Annotated in this window: 9 protein-coding genes; 4 read left to right on the plus strand and 5 right to left on the minus strand. The window is 61.6% G+C overall.

Features of this window, described 5'->3' with window-relative positions; translation table 11 throughout:
• Positions 1 to 284: 284 nt before the first annotated feature.
• Both ACZ6WW_RS00485 and ACZ6WW_RS00490 read right to left on the minus strand, forming a co-directional pair.
• Positions 285 to 2,453, minus strand: a complete 2,169-nt coding sequence (locus ACZ6WW_RS00485) for a S46 family peptidase (protein WP_281852592.1) — start codon at positions 2,451 to 2,453, stop codon at positions 285 to 287.
• Between the two features lie 160 nt (positions 2,454 to 2,613).
• Positions 2,614 to 4,773, minus strand: a complete 2,160-nt coding sequence (locus ACZ6WW_RS00490; RefSeq protein WP_465272516.1) for a S46 family peptidase — start codon at positions 4,771 to 4,773, stop codon at positions 2,614 to 2,616.
• 184 nt (positions 4,774 to 4,957) lie between these two features.
• On the opposite strand from ACZ6WW_RS00490, the gene tdh reads away from it, so the two are divergent.
• The 3 genes from tdh to kbl all read left to right on the plus strand — a co-directional run bounded on the left by tdh (position 4,958) and on the right by kbl (position 11,247).
• Positions 4,958 to 5,980 (plus strand): L-threonine 3-dehydrogenase, encoded by a 1,023-nt coding sequence (gene tdh, locus ACZ6WW_RS00495; protein ID WP_465272992.1) that lies wholly within the window; start codon positions 4,958 to 4,960, stop codon positions 5,978 to 5,980.
• Between the two features lie 201 nt (positions 5,981 to 6,181).
• Positions 6,182 to 9,817 carry a DUF748 domain-containing protein gene (locus tag ACZ6WW_RS00500; protein WP_465272517.1) on the plus strand — a complete coding sequence of 1,212 codons (3,636 nt, stop codon included), beginning with the start codon at positions 6,182 to 6,184 and terminating at the stop codon, positions 9,815 to 9,817.
• A gap of 233 nt (positions 9,818 to 10,050) precedes the next feature.
• Positions 10,051 to 11,247 carry a glycine C-acetyltransferase gene (gene kbl / locus ACZ6WW_RS00505; protein WP_465272518.1) on the plus strand — a complete coding sequence of 399 codons (1,197 nt, stop codon included), beginning with the start codon at positions 10,051 to 10,053 and terminating at the stop codon, positions 11,245 to 11,247.
• Between the two features lie 625 nt (positions 11,248 to 11,872).
• Here kbl and ACZ6WW_RS00510 read toward each other — a convergent pair.
• Positions 11,873 to 12,616: a hypothetical protein gene (locus ACZ6WW_RS00510; RefSeq protein ID WP_465272519.1), complete on the minus strand. Its 744-nt coding sequence runs from the start codon at positions 12,614 to 12,616 to the stop codon at positions 11,873 to 11,875.
• A gap of 141 nt (positions 12,617 to 12,757) precedes the next feature.
• Here ACZ6WW_RS00510 and ACZ6WW_RS00515 point away from each other — a divergent pair, with 141 nt between their 5' ends.
• Positions 12,758 to 13,678 carry a LysR family transcriptional regulator gene (locus ACZ6WW_RS00515; protein ID WP_465272520.1) on the plus strand — a complete coding sequence of 307 codons (921 nt, stop codon included), beginning with the start codon at positions 12,758 to 12,760 and terminating at the stop codon, positions 13,676 to 13,678.
• Here the strand turns inward: ACZ6WW_RS00515 and ACZ6WW_RS00520 are convergent.
• Together ACZ6WW_RS00520 and ACZ6WW_RS00525 are read right to left on the minus strand one after the other, a co-directional pair.
• Positions 13,636 to 14,391, minus strand: coding sequence for a pseudouridine synthase (locus ACZ6WW_RS00520; RefSeq protein ID WP_465272521.1), 756 nt, complete (start codon positions 14,389 to 14,391; stop codon positions 13,636 to 13,638). The two genes, ACZ6WW_RS00515 and ACZ6WW_RS00520, sit on opposite strands and share 43 nt — an antisense overlap.
• A 125-nt stretch (positions 14,392 to 14,516) precedes the next feature.
• Positions 14,517 to 15,138: OmpA family protein (locus ACZ6WW_RS00525; RefSeq protein WP_465272522.1), on the minus strand; the 622-nt coding region annotated here is incomplete at its 5' end.

Below are 15,138 nucleotides of genomic sequence, written 5' to 3' on the forward strand. Positions count from 1 at the left end.
CTTCCCCTTCCCGAGCCATGCCGTGATTCACGGATGCTATACCTGGATGGAAGACGGGAGCTGTAGGCCACAGGTCATTGGGGCACGGGGAGCTCGAACAACTCTCCTAGTCGTCATCCCGGCGCAGGCCGGGATCCAATCCTCAGTCCTTAAGTTGTCAGATAGTACGTGGCAAGCGTCTGCACTGAGGAGTGGATTCCGGCCTGCGCCGGAATGACGAGTAGGAAAGGTTTTTCGAGAATCCCTGAAGTCGCTCCTACAACGTTGGCAAGTCAGCGGAAATGTTACTTCCCGCTGGCAGGCACACCCATCTCCTGCAACAGATTGTCTGCATGATCGAGCTGATGCATGACCCACAACATGTAACGAACGTCGACCTGAATCGACCGATTCAGCTGCGGATTGAACAACCAGTCGCCGCTGACCGATTCCCAGTTACCGTCGAATGCCAGACCGACCAGGCGGCCTTGGGCATCCATGGCTGGCGAACCGGAGTTACCGCCGGTGATGTCCAGATCGGCAAGAAAGTCGACCGGCAAGGTGCCGAGCTTCTTCGATGCATAGCCGTCGAATTGCTTGGCCTTGATGGCGGCGATTTCCGCCTTGGGCGCATTGAATGGTTCGACGCCGGTGTCCTTCTCCACAATGCCCTGCACCGTGGTGAACGGTGAATAGCTGACACCGTCGCGCGGCGCGACACCTTGGACATTACCGAAGGTAACGCGCAACGAACTATTGGCATCCGGGTAGACCGGCAGATGTTGCGAATCCTTCCACGCGATCATCGCCTGCATATAGCGCGGACGCAGCTTTGACATCTCGCCGGCGCGGGCGTCGTCCTTGTCCTCGATCGCCTTCAGCTCCGGAGACAGCGCGCGTGCAAGCGCCAGCATGCTGTCGTCGCTTGCATCGATCGTCTTGGCATCGGCCTTGAACCACTTCATGCGGTCGTCGGTATTGCCCAGCTTGCTGCCGCTATAAAGTGCGCCAACCTTTGCGCTGATGGCCGATTCGGTATTTGCCGAACCCAGCCACTGGTCGAGCGCATGCAGCCGCTGGTCCTGGGGCAGCTTGATGTAACGCAGCAGACCATAGGTCAGCAATTGCTGATCGACGGCCGGATCGTAGCGACGCTCCATCTGCTTGAGCGCACCTTCGATCCGCACTTCATCGCGCTGCTGATATCCCGGTTCACGCTCGATATCGCTCTTCTGACGCTCATGCGACAGGCGTACCAGACGAAGCGCACTACCCAGTACCGACGTACGACGAATCAGGCTGATATCCAGATCACGCTCGCGCGTGGACTGGTCGTCGGCGATCGCCTTGCGCAGTTTGCCGATATCGGCAGCGAGCGCCTCGTTCTCGGCACCGCCCTTGTCCTTCAGCCAGGTCTCGAGCTGAGCCTCTTGCTGACGCTTGACCGACACCGCATCGGCACGACGCAGCCCTTCGAGCTGCCCACCGAAATTCTTGAGATAGTTGTTGAGGCCCGCTTCCATGCTGGCGTATTTCACGCCGACATCCGGCCGGCTCTTGGCGGCGGTATCGATGATATTGAGCGTGTCCTGGTAAATCTTGATCTGTGTCGGATAGACCCAGTCGATCGAACTTTGCACTTCATCGGCGAGACGGTAACGATTGGTGCGGCCGGGATAGCCCACCACCATTACATAGTCTCCCGCCTCCACGCCCTGCGGATTGATCTTGAGCACGTGCTTGGGCTGATACGGCACGTTGTCTTTCGAATAAGTGGCCGACTTGCCGTCCTTGGAGACATAGGCACGCAGGTAACTGAAGTCGCCGGTATGACGCGGCCACATCCAGTTGTCGATATCGCCGCCGAACTTGCCGATCGATTCCGGCGGCGCGTAGACCAGGCGCACGTCCTTGATTTCCAGCTGCTTGATCAGCTGGTAGCTGAAGCCGCCATGGAAGGTGTAGACGTCGCAACGATAGCCTTCGCTCTCGCAGGCTTTAACTTGCTCCTTGATCGCCAGCTCGATCGCCTTATAGCGCTCCGCGCCGCTCATGTGATCGTTGAGCTTCGCGTTGATCTCCTTGGTGACGTCGCGAATTTCCTCGGTGACGAACACGCGCATATCCGGCGAGCCGGGCAGTTCCTCGGCCTTGGTCCTGGCGAGGAAGCCATCGACGATAAGGTTCTTCTGCGGCGTCGAGTTGTACTGCAAGGCACCGTAGCCGCAATGGTGATTGGTGACGATCAAGCCTTCGGGCGAAACGAACGAAGCCGTGCAACCACCCAGGCTGACGATCGCGCCCATCGGATAAGCCGTCAGGTCGGTCAGGCTGTTTGGATCGAGTTTCAATCCATGCTGCTTCAGCGTTGCGGCGATGGTCGGCAACTGCGCGGGCTGCCACATGCCTTCGACGGCATGAGCCTGGGAAAAGAAAGCGACGGACAAAGCCGCGGCAAGAGCGAGACGACGCACTGGATTCTCCTTATCAGTGCCCGCGAGGGCGTGGGCATTTTGTTACAATATAACGTTTAGTCTGGACGTTGAGGCGGCCTGTGGGGATGTGCCGCAAGTCACGGGGTCAAACGAGGAGGATTGCGGCGGGATGGTCGCGACTGAAGTCGCGACGCGACCGTCAGCGCCCTACTTGCCCAAGCTCCTTCAGCAACCACGGCGCCGGATACACCCTGTCCATCAGCCAGCGCATATAGCGCAGGTCGACATGGATGGCGCGCTTGTAACGCGGGTCGTACATCCAGCTGGCGCTGACCGCTTCCCAGTTACTGTCGAAGTTGAGGCCCACCAGCTCACCGCGCGCGTTGATGACCGGCGAGCCCGAATTGCCACCGGTGGTATCCAGGTTGCTCAGGAAGTCGACCGGCATCGCGCCGGTTACCGGGTCGGCATAACCGGCGAAATCACCTTTGTGAATGGCATCGAGCAAAGGCTTGGGTGCATCGAATGGCGGCTTGCCGGTGTTTTTCTCGACGATGCCGTTGACGGTGGTGAGCGGTGCGTAAGTCACCGCGTCACGCGCTGCCAGCGGCGTGACCTTGCCGTAGCTCACACGCAACGTGGAGTTCGCGTCCGGATACACCGCGCGTCCCTGGCTGTGGCGAAATGCAATCAATGCCTTCATGTAATACGGACGCAGGCGCAGCAAGTCGCCTTCTCGTGTCTTGCGTTCGTCGTCCATGCGCAGCAACGCCGGCTGCAAGCTGCGAGCTGCCGCCAGCAAGACATCCTCCGATGCGCGTGCGCTTTCAGGTGTCGCCTGGAATGCCTGCAAGCGCGCAGCCTCGTCGCCCAGGTGCGTGCCGCCGTAGAGGCGATTCAATGCCTGCTCGAGTTCGGCCGGAGTCCGTCCAAATACCTGGTCGAACTCCGGAACATGCTGTGTCGCGGGTAATTGCTGATAACGCGTGAGCAACACGGTCAGCAGCGCCTTTTCCACCGTGGGATCGTAACGGCGGCTCACCTGTCGCAACTGGCCCGCGAACAGCTCTTCATCGCGTTGCTGGTAACCGCTTTCACGCTCGGCATCGGGCTTGGCGCGCTCGATCGCCAGACGCTCGATCGTCAATGCGCTGCGCATAAGCTGCGTCTGTGTGGCGATCAGGCCAAGCAACAGATCGCGATCACGCACGCTTTTACCATCGTCGATAAGCTTGGCAACCTGATCGATCTGCTTGCGATCGACCGCACCATCGTGTTGCTTGTCCAGCCATGCAAGCATCGCTGTTTCATCGCCGCGCCGGACGGTAACGGCATCGCTGCGCTCCAGCCCTTCCAGCTCGCCGCTGAAACGCTTGATGCTGTTCTTTAGCGATTGCAGCTGTGCCGCATAGCGAATGCCGGCTTCATGATTGCGGCCGCCTTCGCTTTCGATCACACCTTGCAGTTGCTTGAGCACGGCGACCGAGGTCGGCAGGCGCCATTGGATCTGATCGGCAAACTCCTCGGCCATGCGGTGCCGATAGGTAATCCCCGGATAACCCGCCAGCATCACGTAATCGCCCTGCTGCACGCCTTCGCTGGCGATCTTCAGATGCGCCGGCGGGCGATAGGGCCGATTCTCTTTCGCATAGGCCGCCGGCTTGCCGTCGGGACCGACATAGGCGCGCAATACAGTGAAGTCACCGGCATGTCGCGGCCACACGAAGTTATCGATCTCATCGCCATAGTTGCCGATCGCACGCGGTGGCGCATAAACCAGCCGGATATCGCGCAGCTCCAGCTGTTTCACCAGATAGAAATCGGTGCCATAGAACATGTTGACTACGCTGCAACGCATGCCTTCTTCGCGTTCGCATTCGGCCACCAGTTGCTTGCCGGCCCGGTCGACCGCGTCGTAATACGCACGGCCCGTCTTGCCGTGGGCATCGGCCAGGACGCGTTCGGTCACCTTGTCGAAGCCGGTGGTGACACGCAGCCGGAAATCGGGGCTGGCAGGCAATTCCTGGCTGCGATCGGCGGCGACATAGCCGCCTTCGATCAGGTCGCGCTGCGGCGTGCTGTTGTACTGAATGACACCAAAGGCCACGTGGTGGTTGGTCAGCACCAGGCCCTCGTCGCTGACGAAGGCACCGGTGGCGCCGCCCACTTTCACCACCGCGCTCAACGGCGGCCGGGTCAGGTCGGCCAGATCGGATGGATTGCCCTCGAAACCGGCGGCCTTGAGCTGGCTGGCAATCTGCGGCAACTGGGACGGCAGCCACATGCCTTCGTCGGCGCTGACCGGCGCATTCCAGCCCATCGCCACAGCGGCCGGCAGCAACAGTTTCTTCAAGCTCATCAGGTGTCTCTTTCTTTCAGCGCCCATCGCAGGAACCTGCGACCATAGAATGGACCGCCGTGCCAGGGCAACGCTGCACTGCACGAAAGCCGGTCGGCCGGGCAGGCCTTATAATCCCGCTTTTCCCAACCTCCCCCCGCCCATTCCCCCTGGGCCAGCCTGGATCGAACACATGCCGCAGATGATGAAAGCCCTGGTCAAGCGCAATCCCGAGCAGGGTATCTGGATGGAAGAAGTGCCGGTGCCGGAAGTCGGCCCGAACGAAGTGCTGATCAAGATGGAAAAAACCGCGATCTGCGGGACCGATCTGCATATCTACAAATGGGACGAATGGTCGCAGCGCACGATCAAGCCCGGTCTCACCATCGGCCACGAATTCGTCGGCCGCATCGTCGAGATCGGCCCCGGCGTCACCGGCTACAAGATCGGTGACCGCGTTTCGGCCGAAGGCCACATCGTCTGCGGCCATTGCCGCAACTGCCGCGCCGGTCGCCAGCACCTGTGCCCGAACACTGTGGGCATCGGCGTGAACCGCAATGGCGCGTTCGCCGAATACATGACCATGCCGGCCTCGAACCTGTGGCCGATCCCGGACCAGATTCCGTCCGAGCTGGCCGCCTTCTTCGATCCCTACGGCAACGCCGCGCACTGCGCGCTGGAGTTCGACCTGATCGGCGAAGACGTGCTGATCACCGGCGCCGGCCCGATCGGCATCATCGCCGCCGGCATCGCCAAGCATGTGGGTGCGCGCAATGTCGTCGTCACCGACGTCAACGATTACCGACTCAAGCTTGCCGCCGATATGGGCGCCACGCGCGTGGTCAACGTGTCCAAGCAGTCGCTGAAGGAAACCGTCAAGGACCTGCACATCGAAGGCTTCGACGTCGGCCTGGAGATGAGCGGCAACCCGCGCGCCTTCAACGACATGCTCGAGTGCATGTACCACGGCGGCAAGGTCGCGATGCTCGGCATCATGCCGCGCGGCGCCGGCATCGACTGGGACAAGGTGATCTTCAAGGGCCTCACCCTGCAGGGCATCTACGGTCGACGCATGTACGAGACCTGGTACAAGATGACCCAGATGGTGCTGACCGGCTTCCCGCTGCAGAAGGTGTTGACGCACCAGATCGCCATCGACGATTTCCAGAAGGGCTTTGACCTGATGGACGCAGGCAACTGCGGCAAGGTGGTTTGTTCCTGGAATTGAGTTCCCTCTTCGCACTCTCCTCCAGCGGGCCTGGGGGAGAGTGCGCAAGCTGCACAACGGCAAAACTGCCGAATCCATCCTTGCCCCTACCCCCTCCAACCTGAGTAAACTCCAGCCCAGGCAGGCCGGCAGTTCTCGGGACGTGTACGGCAGCATGGCCATACACCGTCGGCCCGCGATGTCAGCGGAGCATTGACCGTCATGAACGACCCCAAGGGCAACTCCCGCCTCGCGGCCGGCCGCGACCGCGCCGTCAAGCTCTATCGCTCGCACCGCTTGCGCAAGACCCTTCTGATTCTGCTTGGCCTGATCGTACTGTTTGGCGTACTGGGCTTCTTTGCCGCCCCGTCGCTGATCAAGAGCCAGCTGCAAAGCCGGGCAACGGCCATGCTCGGGCGACCGGTCACCGTCGATGCCATCCACCTGAACCCCTACACGCTGCGGCTGGAGCTGGACAAGCTGCATATCGGCGAAAAGGACGGCACCTCGCCCTTCGTCGATATCGATCAGATCGTGGTCAATGCGTCCTGGGCGGCGGTTTTCCGCCTGACCCCGGTGCTCGATGAGCTGACGGTGCAACACCCACAGATTCACATCACCCGCACCGCGCCGCAGGCATTCAATTTCAGCGATCTGCTCGATCGCTTCGCGGCAAAGCCGGGCGAGCCGCCGTCGCCGCCTACGCGTTTCGCGCTGGCCAATATCAGCGTGCATAACGGCGACATCCAGTTCGACGACAAGGTGCTCAACGCGAAACATCGTGTCGACCAGTTGGAACTGGGCATCCCCTTCGTCGCGAATCTGCCCAGCCGCGTCGACGTCTACGTGCAGCCGCTGCTGGCCATGCGCGTGGACAACAGTCCGCTGCGTATCGACGGACAGACCAAGCCGTTTGCCGACAGCCGCGAATCGACGATCAACTTCAAACTCGATCAGCTCGACCTGCCGCGCTATCTCAGCTATGTGCCGTCGAAGCTGCCGGTGGACATTCCTAGCGGCGTGCTGTCAGGCCAGTTGCAGCTGCATTTCCTGACGACCAAGGACACATCGCAACTGCGCCTGGACGGCTCGCTGGCGATGGACAATTTCAAGCTGGCCAATCACGACAACACGCCATTGCTTGAGCTGGGCCGCGCCACCGCCACGCTCAACGATGTCGAGCCGTTGTCGTCGCGCTATCACCTGAGCACGCTCAGTCTCGAACGCGCCAACTTGCATTACACCAAGCTGCCGGGTGGCCACAGCAATTTCGATGCATTGACCGCGCCCGCACCGCCAACCAATCCGCCGGCCAAGCCCACCCAGGTTCGCATCGACACGTTGAGCCTGCAGGGATCGCGACTGGACTATGCCGATCTGAGCGGCAAGACGCCGGCCCGGTTGGCGCTGGAAGATCTCCATGGCAGCTTGCGTGGCGTGTCCACCGTCGCCGGCCCTGCCGGTAGCGTGGATATGGCCGGACAGATGGCCGGCGGCCAGATCGCCGCCAACGGCAAGATCGACCTGGTCGGCAATCACTATGTCGGCAAGGTCAGCCTGAAGCAGGTCGCGTTGGCCACCCTGGTGCCGCTGGCGCCGCCCATGCTCAATGGCGAAATCACCGACGGCGCGATCGATGCCGATGCACAGCTACAGGCCAGCTGGGGCAGCGCGCTGAATGTGCATATGGAACCGGCGCAGGCGAGCCTGAACCATTTTGCGCTGAGCCCGAAAGGCAACCGCACGACGCCGGTCGCCTGGCAAGGCATGCATGCGGATATCGCCAAGTTCGATATGGCCGGCGGAGAAGCGCGCCTGAACAGCCTGACCCTGAGCGGTTTGAAGGTGGATGTTCGGCGCCTGCGCAACGGCAGCTTCGATCTGGCCAGCCTGATGCTGCCCAGCAAGCCGGCGCCGCGCGGGGCAGCGGCATCGCCCCCGTTCCATTGGAGCGTGGCGCACTTCGGACTGGACGATGGCACAGTCAACTTCAAGGACGACAACGCTGCCGGCAAAAAAGCGGCGTTGACAATCAAGGCGAGCAAGTTCGGCGTGGACGGCCTGTCCGACAATATGCGCCAGCCGCTCAAGCTCGATTTGAACGGCGGCATCGGCAAAGGCACCTACAACGTCACCGGCACGGTCAAGCCCGAGCCGCTGGATGCCGATCTGCGCGTCAAGACGACACGCCTGGATATCGCACAGTTCGAGTCGTTGATCAGCGTGCCATTGAACGTGCGCATCGTCAGCGCGCAACTGGGACTCAACGGGCATGTCCGCTACGCCGATCGCGGCAAGCAGCCGGCACGTATCGCCTATCAGGGTCAGGCGACCCTCGGCCGCGTACGCGTGCTGGACAAGGCAACCGACGATGAATTTCTGCGCTGGAACAGCCTGACCGCATCGGGCATGAATGTACGCATGGGCGAAGGTGCGCCGCATGTGAACATCGGCGCATTGTCGCTCAGCGATTTCTACGCGCGCGTCATCATCAACGCGACCGGGCGCATCAATCTGCAGGATGTCGTGGCCAATCCCGCCGAAGCCACGCCAGTCTCCGTCACGCGTGCGCAGGATGGTTCGACGCCAGCGCCTGCGCCGGCCGCCAGCGCCGCGCAAACAGCGCAGGTCGCACCCGCACCCGCCTCATCCGCGCCTGCGGGCCCACCGCCGGAGATTCAAATCGGTCAAGTCACCGTGTCGCGCGGCCAGCTCAACTACACCGACAATTTCATCAAGCCGAACTACACCGCCAATATCACCCAGCTCGAAGGCAAGGTCGGTGCGTTCGGCACCACCGCCGGTGGTCCGCCGGCGGATCTGAATTTGAACGGCCAGCTCGACGACAACGCGCCGGTGGATATTGCAGGTTCGATCAATCCGCTGGCGCCGGTCGCTTTTCTGGACATCAAGGCCAAGGCCGACGGCGTCGAACTGACCCACCTCTCGCCCTACTCCGGCAAGTACGCCGGTTATCCCATCACCAAGGGGCGACTCAACGTCGATGTGCATTACCTGCTCGATCAGGGCAAATTGACCGCCGACAATCACATCTTCATCGACCAGCTCACTTTCGGCGACCGCATCGAAGGTCCCGGCGTAAGTCACTTGCCGGTCAAGCTTGCGGTCGCTCTATTGAAAGACTCGCAAGGCCGTATCGATGTACACGTACCGGTATCGGGCTCGTTGAACGATCCCAAATTCAGTGTCGGCGGTTTGATCTGGCGCGCCATCGTCAACCTGATCGCCAAGGCGGCAACCGCACCGTTCAAACTATTGGCCTCGGCATTTGGCGGTGGCGACAACGGCGGGCAGGATCTGGGCTACGTGGAATTTGCCCCCGGATCGAGCGTACTGACAGCCGACAGCACCTCGCGGCTGGAAAAAATCGTCAAGGTCCTCAACGACAAGTCGTCGCTCAACCTGGACATCATCGGACGCGAAGATCCGGCGTACGACGAAAAAGGCCTGCGCCACGAGATGGTCGAAGACCTGATTCGCCATGAAGCGGGCAACGATGAAGACAACGCCGATCCGGCCAAGGCAAAGGTGACGCCCGAAGATCGCGATCGCTATCTGGAAAAAGCGTACAAGCACGCCAAGTTCAAGAAGGAACGCAATCTGGTCGGGTTGACCAAATCGCAGCCACCGGAAGAAATGCAGAAACTGCTGGAAGAAAACATGCCGGTCGACCAGGATGCCCTGCGTCACCTGGCGGAGCGACGCGCGGATGTGGTGCGTCAGTGGCTGCGCGGCAAGGTGCCCGATAGCCGCGTCTTCGTTTCGGCGCCCAAGGTCGATGCCAAGGGTATCGACGATGGCGGCAAGACGACGCGTGTGGATTTTGGCCTCCACTAGAAGGTCCTCTAAAAAATCCCTTCCTATCCGTCGCCCCGGCGAAGGCCGGGGCCCAGCGTCTTCAGCACGTTGAAGCGTAAGGCACTGGGCCCCGGCCTTCGCCAGGGCGACGATGAAAACTGAGATTATTCGAGATTCACTACACTCTGGCTTGAATGCTTGGGAGTGGACCACTCCCCATGGGCGCCGAAAAGTTCGACAATCGGGTTCTTCCCCGCCAAGAACCCAAGCCCATGACTTATCCCGGCCAGGACCGCTACACCAGCGAACTGCAATCCATCCGCGAACAAGGCCTGTTCAAGGCTGAGCGCATCATCACCTCGCCGCAGTCGGCTGAAATCCGCCTCGACAGCGGCAAGCAGGTGCTGAACTTCTGCGCCAACAATTACCTGGGTCTGGCCGATCATCCGGACGTGATCCAGGCCGCCAAGGATGCGCTCGATACCCACGGCTTCGGCATGGCCTCGGTACGCTTCATCTGCGGCACGCAGGATCTGCACAAAGAACTGGAAAAGAAGATCGCCGAGTTCTTCGGCACCGAAGACACGATTCTCTACGCCGCATGTTTCGATGCGAACGGTGGTCTGTTCGAACCGCTGCTCGGTGAAGAAGACGCGATCATTTCCGACGCGCTGAACCACGCCTCGATCATCGATGGCATTCGTCTGTGCAAAGCCAAGCGCTTCCGCTACGGCAACTGCGACATGGCGGATCTGGAAAAGCAGCTACAGGCCGCCGACGCTGCCGGCGCCCGCACCAAGTTGATCACCAGCGACGGCGCGTTCTCGATGGACGGCTTCATTGCCCCGCTCGACAAGATCACAGCCTTGGCCAAACAGTACGGCGCGCTCGTGCATATCGACGAATGCCATTGCACCGGCTTCCTCGGCGACACCGGCCGTGGCTCGGCCGAAGTGAACGGCGTGATGGATAAGATCGACATCTTCACCGGCACCCTGGGCAAGGCCCTGGGTGGCGCGCTGGGCGGTTTTACGACGGGCCGCGCCGAAGTGATCGAGATGCTGCGCCAACGTTCGCGCCCCTATCTGTTCTCCAACTCGTTGCCACCGCATGTCGTCGCCGCCGCGATCAAGGTCTTCGACATGCTTGCCGCGGCAGGCGACTTGCGCGATCGCGTCAAGGAAAACACGCGTTATTTCCGCGAGCAGATGACCAAGGTGGGCTTCGATATCAAGCCAGGCGTGCACCCTATCGTGCCGGTCATGGTCTATGACGCCAAGAAAGCCCAGGCCATGGCGACCGAGCTGCTGGAAGAAGGCATCTACGTCACCGGCTTCTTCTATCCGGTGGTACCGCAAGGACAGGCGCGCATTCGCACGCAGATGAGCGCAGCGCATACCCGAGCACACCTGGACCACGCGATCGAAGCATTTACCAAGGTCGGCAGGAAGCTTGGCGTCATCGGCTGAACCAGGAATGCATTGACACCCATGGCGCGTTCACACGCGCGCCATGGGCGGTTGTCACTAGGCTATCGCCGGGGCCCTCGGCCTTGGCCTTCGCGCCGCGGAACCCGGGCTGGCTGACCCGGCTGCGGGGTCATCGGCTCCGGCGTGGACGCGCGTGAGCTCACTGGCGACAGTTCGGGCGTGGATGGCGGTGTGGTCGCTCGATGCTGTGGCGCCCTGGGCAACGGATGAAGTCCAGGCGTTGCCGGCTCGGGAGTCGACGCACGCGAACTCACGGGCGATAGCTGTGGCGTCTGTGACGGACTCTGATTCGGCGGCGTGCCGTTCGGCCCCAAACCGAGTTCGGAATAAGTAAAACTGATCGGGGAACCCGGCGGGATGGGTGAAGATGTACGGTCATCATTTCGATTGTTCATCGAGCGGTCTCCTGACCTGATGGGGCGCCTGCGCGCCCGGATGGCTTGTCCTGATTCATGTTTCGTCGCGCTCATCGTTTGGTGTTCGCAGACACACCATGCGTGACCAACAAAGACGACGACTGATGATCATGTCATGCGTCTAAACCATGGACAATGGAGAAAACGAGAATTCGGACTTCTTCGAAACCGCAAGCAAACAAGATGGCTTACGGTAGATTGCTCAGCTCCGTCCGATAGGTCCAGGTTTCGCTCCGTACGCCGCTTACAGCCGCTGCATAGTCCGCCAATGCCGTCGAATCGGCCGCTAACAGATCAGCGATGCTTCGATGGAAGCGGTCATAGCTTGCCCAGTCAGCTCGCGCAATCTGCAGGATATAGGTCGACTGCGTGCCACCAACGACCAGGCGATACCAGGTGTGAGGCGGCGCGTCGGGCGTGTTTTCCAAAGCATGTCGGGCTACGCGCAAGGCGGCCTCGAAGCGTGCCTCGGTACCAGGGTGCACCTGATAAGTAAGCACCTGCATGTTCGCGCTCGGCTGGCGCGACTCCAGCGGCGTACGAAAGCTGACATCACGCAGCAACAGGTAGGTTTCCTGCGCTGTCGGCGTCGAATAGGGCGCTACGTTCTGCTGGAAGTCCTTACCGTCGTCGGCAACATCGACGCGGTGATCGAACGCGGCGAACGGCTCGCCCACGTTTGCATCGACGAATTGCCCTGCCCGCGTACCGTTGTCGATCATCCAACCGTACCAGACCAGACGATCGTGATGCGCCCGATGCCAGGCCAGGTGCCGGCGGTAACCGGCTTCGAACTTTGCCTGCATACCGTCGCTCAGGCGGTAATAGTAGAAATGTGCCGCATCGCCGGCCGTCTGAGCATGCCCCTGGGAGGAAACCACCAGGGCCACGCCGGCCAGCCATGCACCGGAAAACCGTCGAATCGATGCCATACCTAACCTTTTTGGGTGCTGTGCGGATGCACGTCGCGATTGTCGGCTTGAGATAGGCACCGCGCTATGCGAATCTTTTTCATCGGAGGCATGATTTCTTTTTAAGTTGGATTCCCTCCCTCGTCGGAGCGCGCCTTACGCATGAACGTGGAGCTGCGATACCTGCACGCCTTCCGCACCGTCTGCGAAGCCGGCGGCCTGCGCGCGGCAGCGGCAATCATGCATCGCACCGAACAGTCCGTGAGCTACCAGTTGCGCCGCCTGGAGGAGAGCCTGGGCATGTCGCTGTTCGAACGGCGCGGCGGCCGCCTGCAGCCGAATGCCGCCGGATTGCGCCTGCTCGATTTCTGCCGCGGGATGCAGCACGACTGGGAGCGCCTGCACGATGAAATGCGCGATGCCACACTGACCACCGACCCGCTACGTATTTCGGCGGTCAGCGGCTACGGTCGTTATGTGGTGCTGCCGCTGTTCCGCGATGGCCCGCTCGCCGACTTGCCGATCCGCTTGCACTATCCGACCGCCGAAGGTGTGCTGCGCAATGTGGAGAGCGGCGACAGCCACCTGGGTTTCGTATATGTACGGCAACCCCATGCAAAGCTGCAGCACATCCCGGTCGATCGTGAGGAAATCGTGCTGATCGCCCCGGCTAGCCGAACACCGCCCGTACTCGACGCCGCCTCGCTACTCAACGAGAGCTTCATCACCTACGACGAAAGCGATTTTGTCTTTGCCACCTGGTTCAAGCAGGTGCTGGGCATCGAGCTACCGCAGTTGTCGGCCACCGCGCATTTCGAAGAACTGGAAGAAGTGCTGGCCTGGGTTGCGGCCGGACGCGGCCTGTCGATCGTGCCGGCGGTCTGCCTGTTGGAATCGCCTCCGTCGAACGACTACGTCATCGTGCGCAAAGCCGATACGCCGTGCCTCAATACGATCTATGCCGTGTTGCACCGGGACCGCACGCATCCGTTGATCGAGCCGATGCTCGACGCATTGCAGGTGGCGGCCGCCGAACGCTTTCAGCCCGACGATAGCGACGCGACTTCGGAGGGCTCCAGGTAGCGCCACTGTCCCTTGGGCAAATCCCCCAATGCCAGCGGACCGATCGCGATACGGATCAGACGCAGCACACTGATGCGCTGCGACTCGAGCAGGCGGCGGATGTGCCGGTTGCGACCTTCGTCCAGCACGATCTCCAGCCACGCATTCTTTTCGCCCTCACGCAGCACGTCGACCCGCTTGGCGGCCAGGCGCTCGCCGTCGCTGACCGTCCCGATGATCAATTGCGCAAGCAGTTCCGGCGTAGGCAAGGAATTGATCTGGACGTGGTACAGCTTGTCGACGTGCTCAACAGGGTCGGTCAGGCGCGCGGCCCAGGCGCTGTCGTTACTCAAGAGCAGCAGGCCTTCGCTGGCACGATCGAGCCGCCCCACCGGACCCAGCCAGGGTAAGCCGGCATCCTTGAGCAGGTCGTAGACCGTATCGCGGCCTCGTTCGTCGGAAGCACTCACCACGATGCCGCGCGGCTTGTTGAGTGCGATATAGATACGTTTTGCGGCAATCGCCGGCTGGCCGTCCAGGCAGATGCGCTGTCGCTCCGCATCCGCCGGTTGTTCCGGGTTGCGCACGACGCGGCCATCGACTGTGACTCGCCCCTCGCGCACCGCCTGCTCGGCCTGGCTGCGCGAGCACACACCCAGCTTGCTGAGTACGCGGGCAAGGCCGTGGCGAGGTGCGGCTGGGCGGGGAGAACGCGAGGTGGGGCGAATCGGCATAGGCGGGAATTTTAGCGGTAACCGCACGCACGATGATGCGGCTGCGGGACGATCGCGATCCGATGCCCCCCAAAAGAAAAGCCCGGCTTTCGCCGGGCTTCTCGGTACTGCTTACACCAGATCGATTACTGCTGGACCTGCAGCTCGGTGCGGCGGTTACGCGCGCGGCCGGCATCGGTAGCATTGGTGTCGATCGGGTCGTTCTTGCCGTGGCCGATCGGGCCTTCCAGACGGCTCGCGTCGATACCGTGCGAGGTCAGGTAGTCGTACACGATCTGTGCGCGACGCTCCGACAGCTTCTGGTTGTACGCGTCCTTACCCACGCCGTCGGTGTAACCAGCAACGGTCACGTGGACCTGCGGGTAACGCTGCAGCGTGTCGACAGCCTGATCCAGGATCGCGATCGAGTCGGCGGTCGGCTCGGCCAGGGCCTTACCAATTTCAGCCGCCTTCACGTGGCCGATCTTCGGGTAGTCGAACTTGAAGTTCACGCCGCGCAGGTCGATCACGACCTTCTGCGGGCAACCGTCCGGACCGACGATCGTACCGGCCGGGGTGTTCGGGCACTTGTCGTCGCAATCGTTCACGCCGTCGCCGTCGCTATCGAGCTTCGAGCAATCCGGCGCAGCCGGCGGCGGGGCAACGGCAGCAGCCGGGGCAGCAGCCGGTTCGCCAAAGCGCGACACGATGCTCAGACCCAGGAACCAGTCACCGTAACCGTCCTGCGCGCGGGCGCTGTTGGTTTCG

The sequence above is a fragment of the Dyella sp. NPDC103356 genome, from assembly GCF_055584465.1.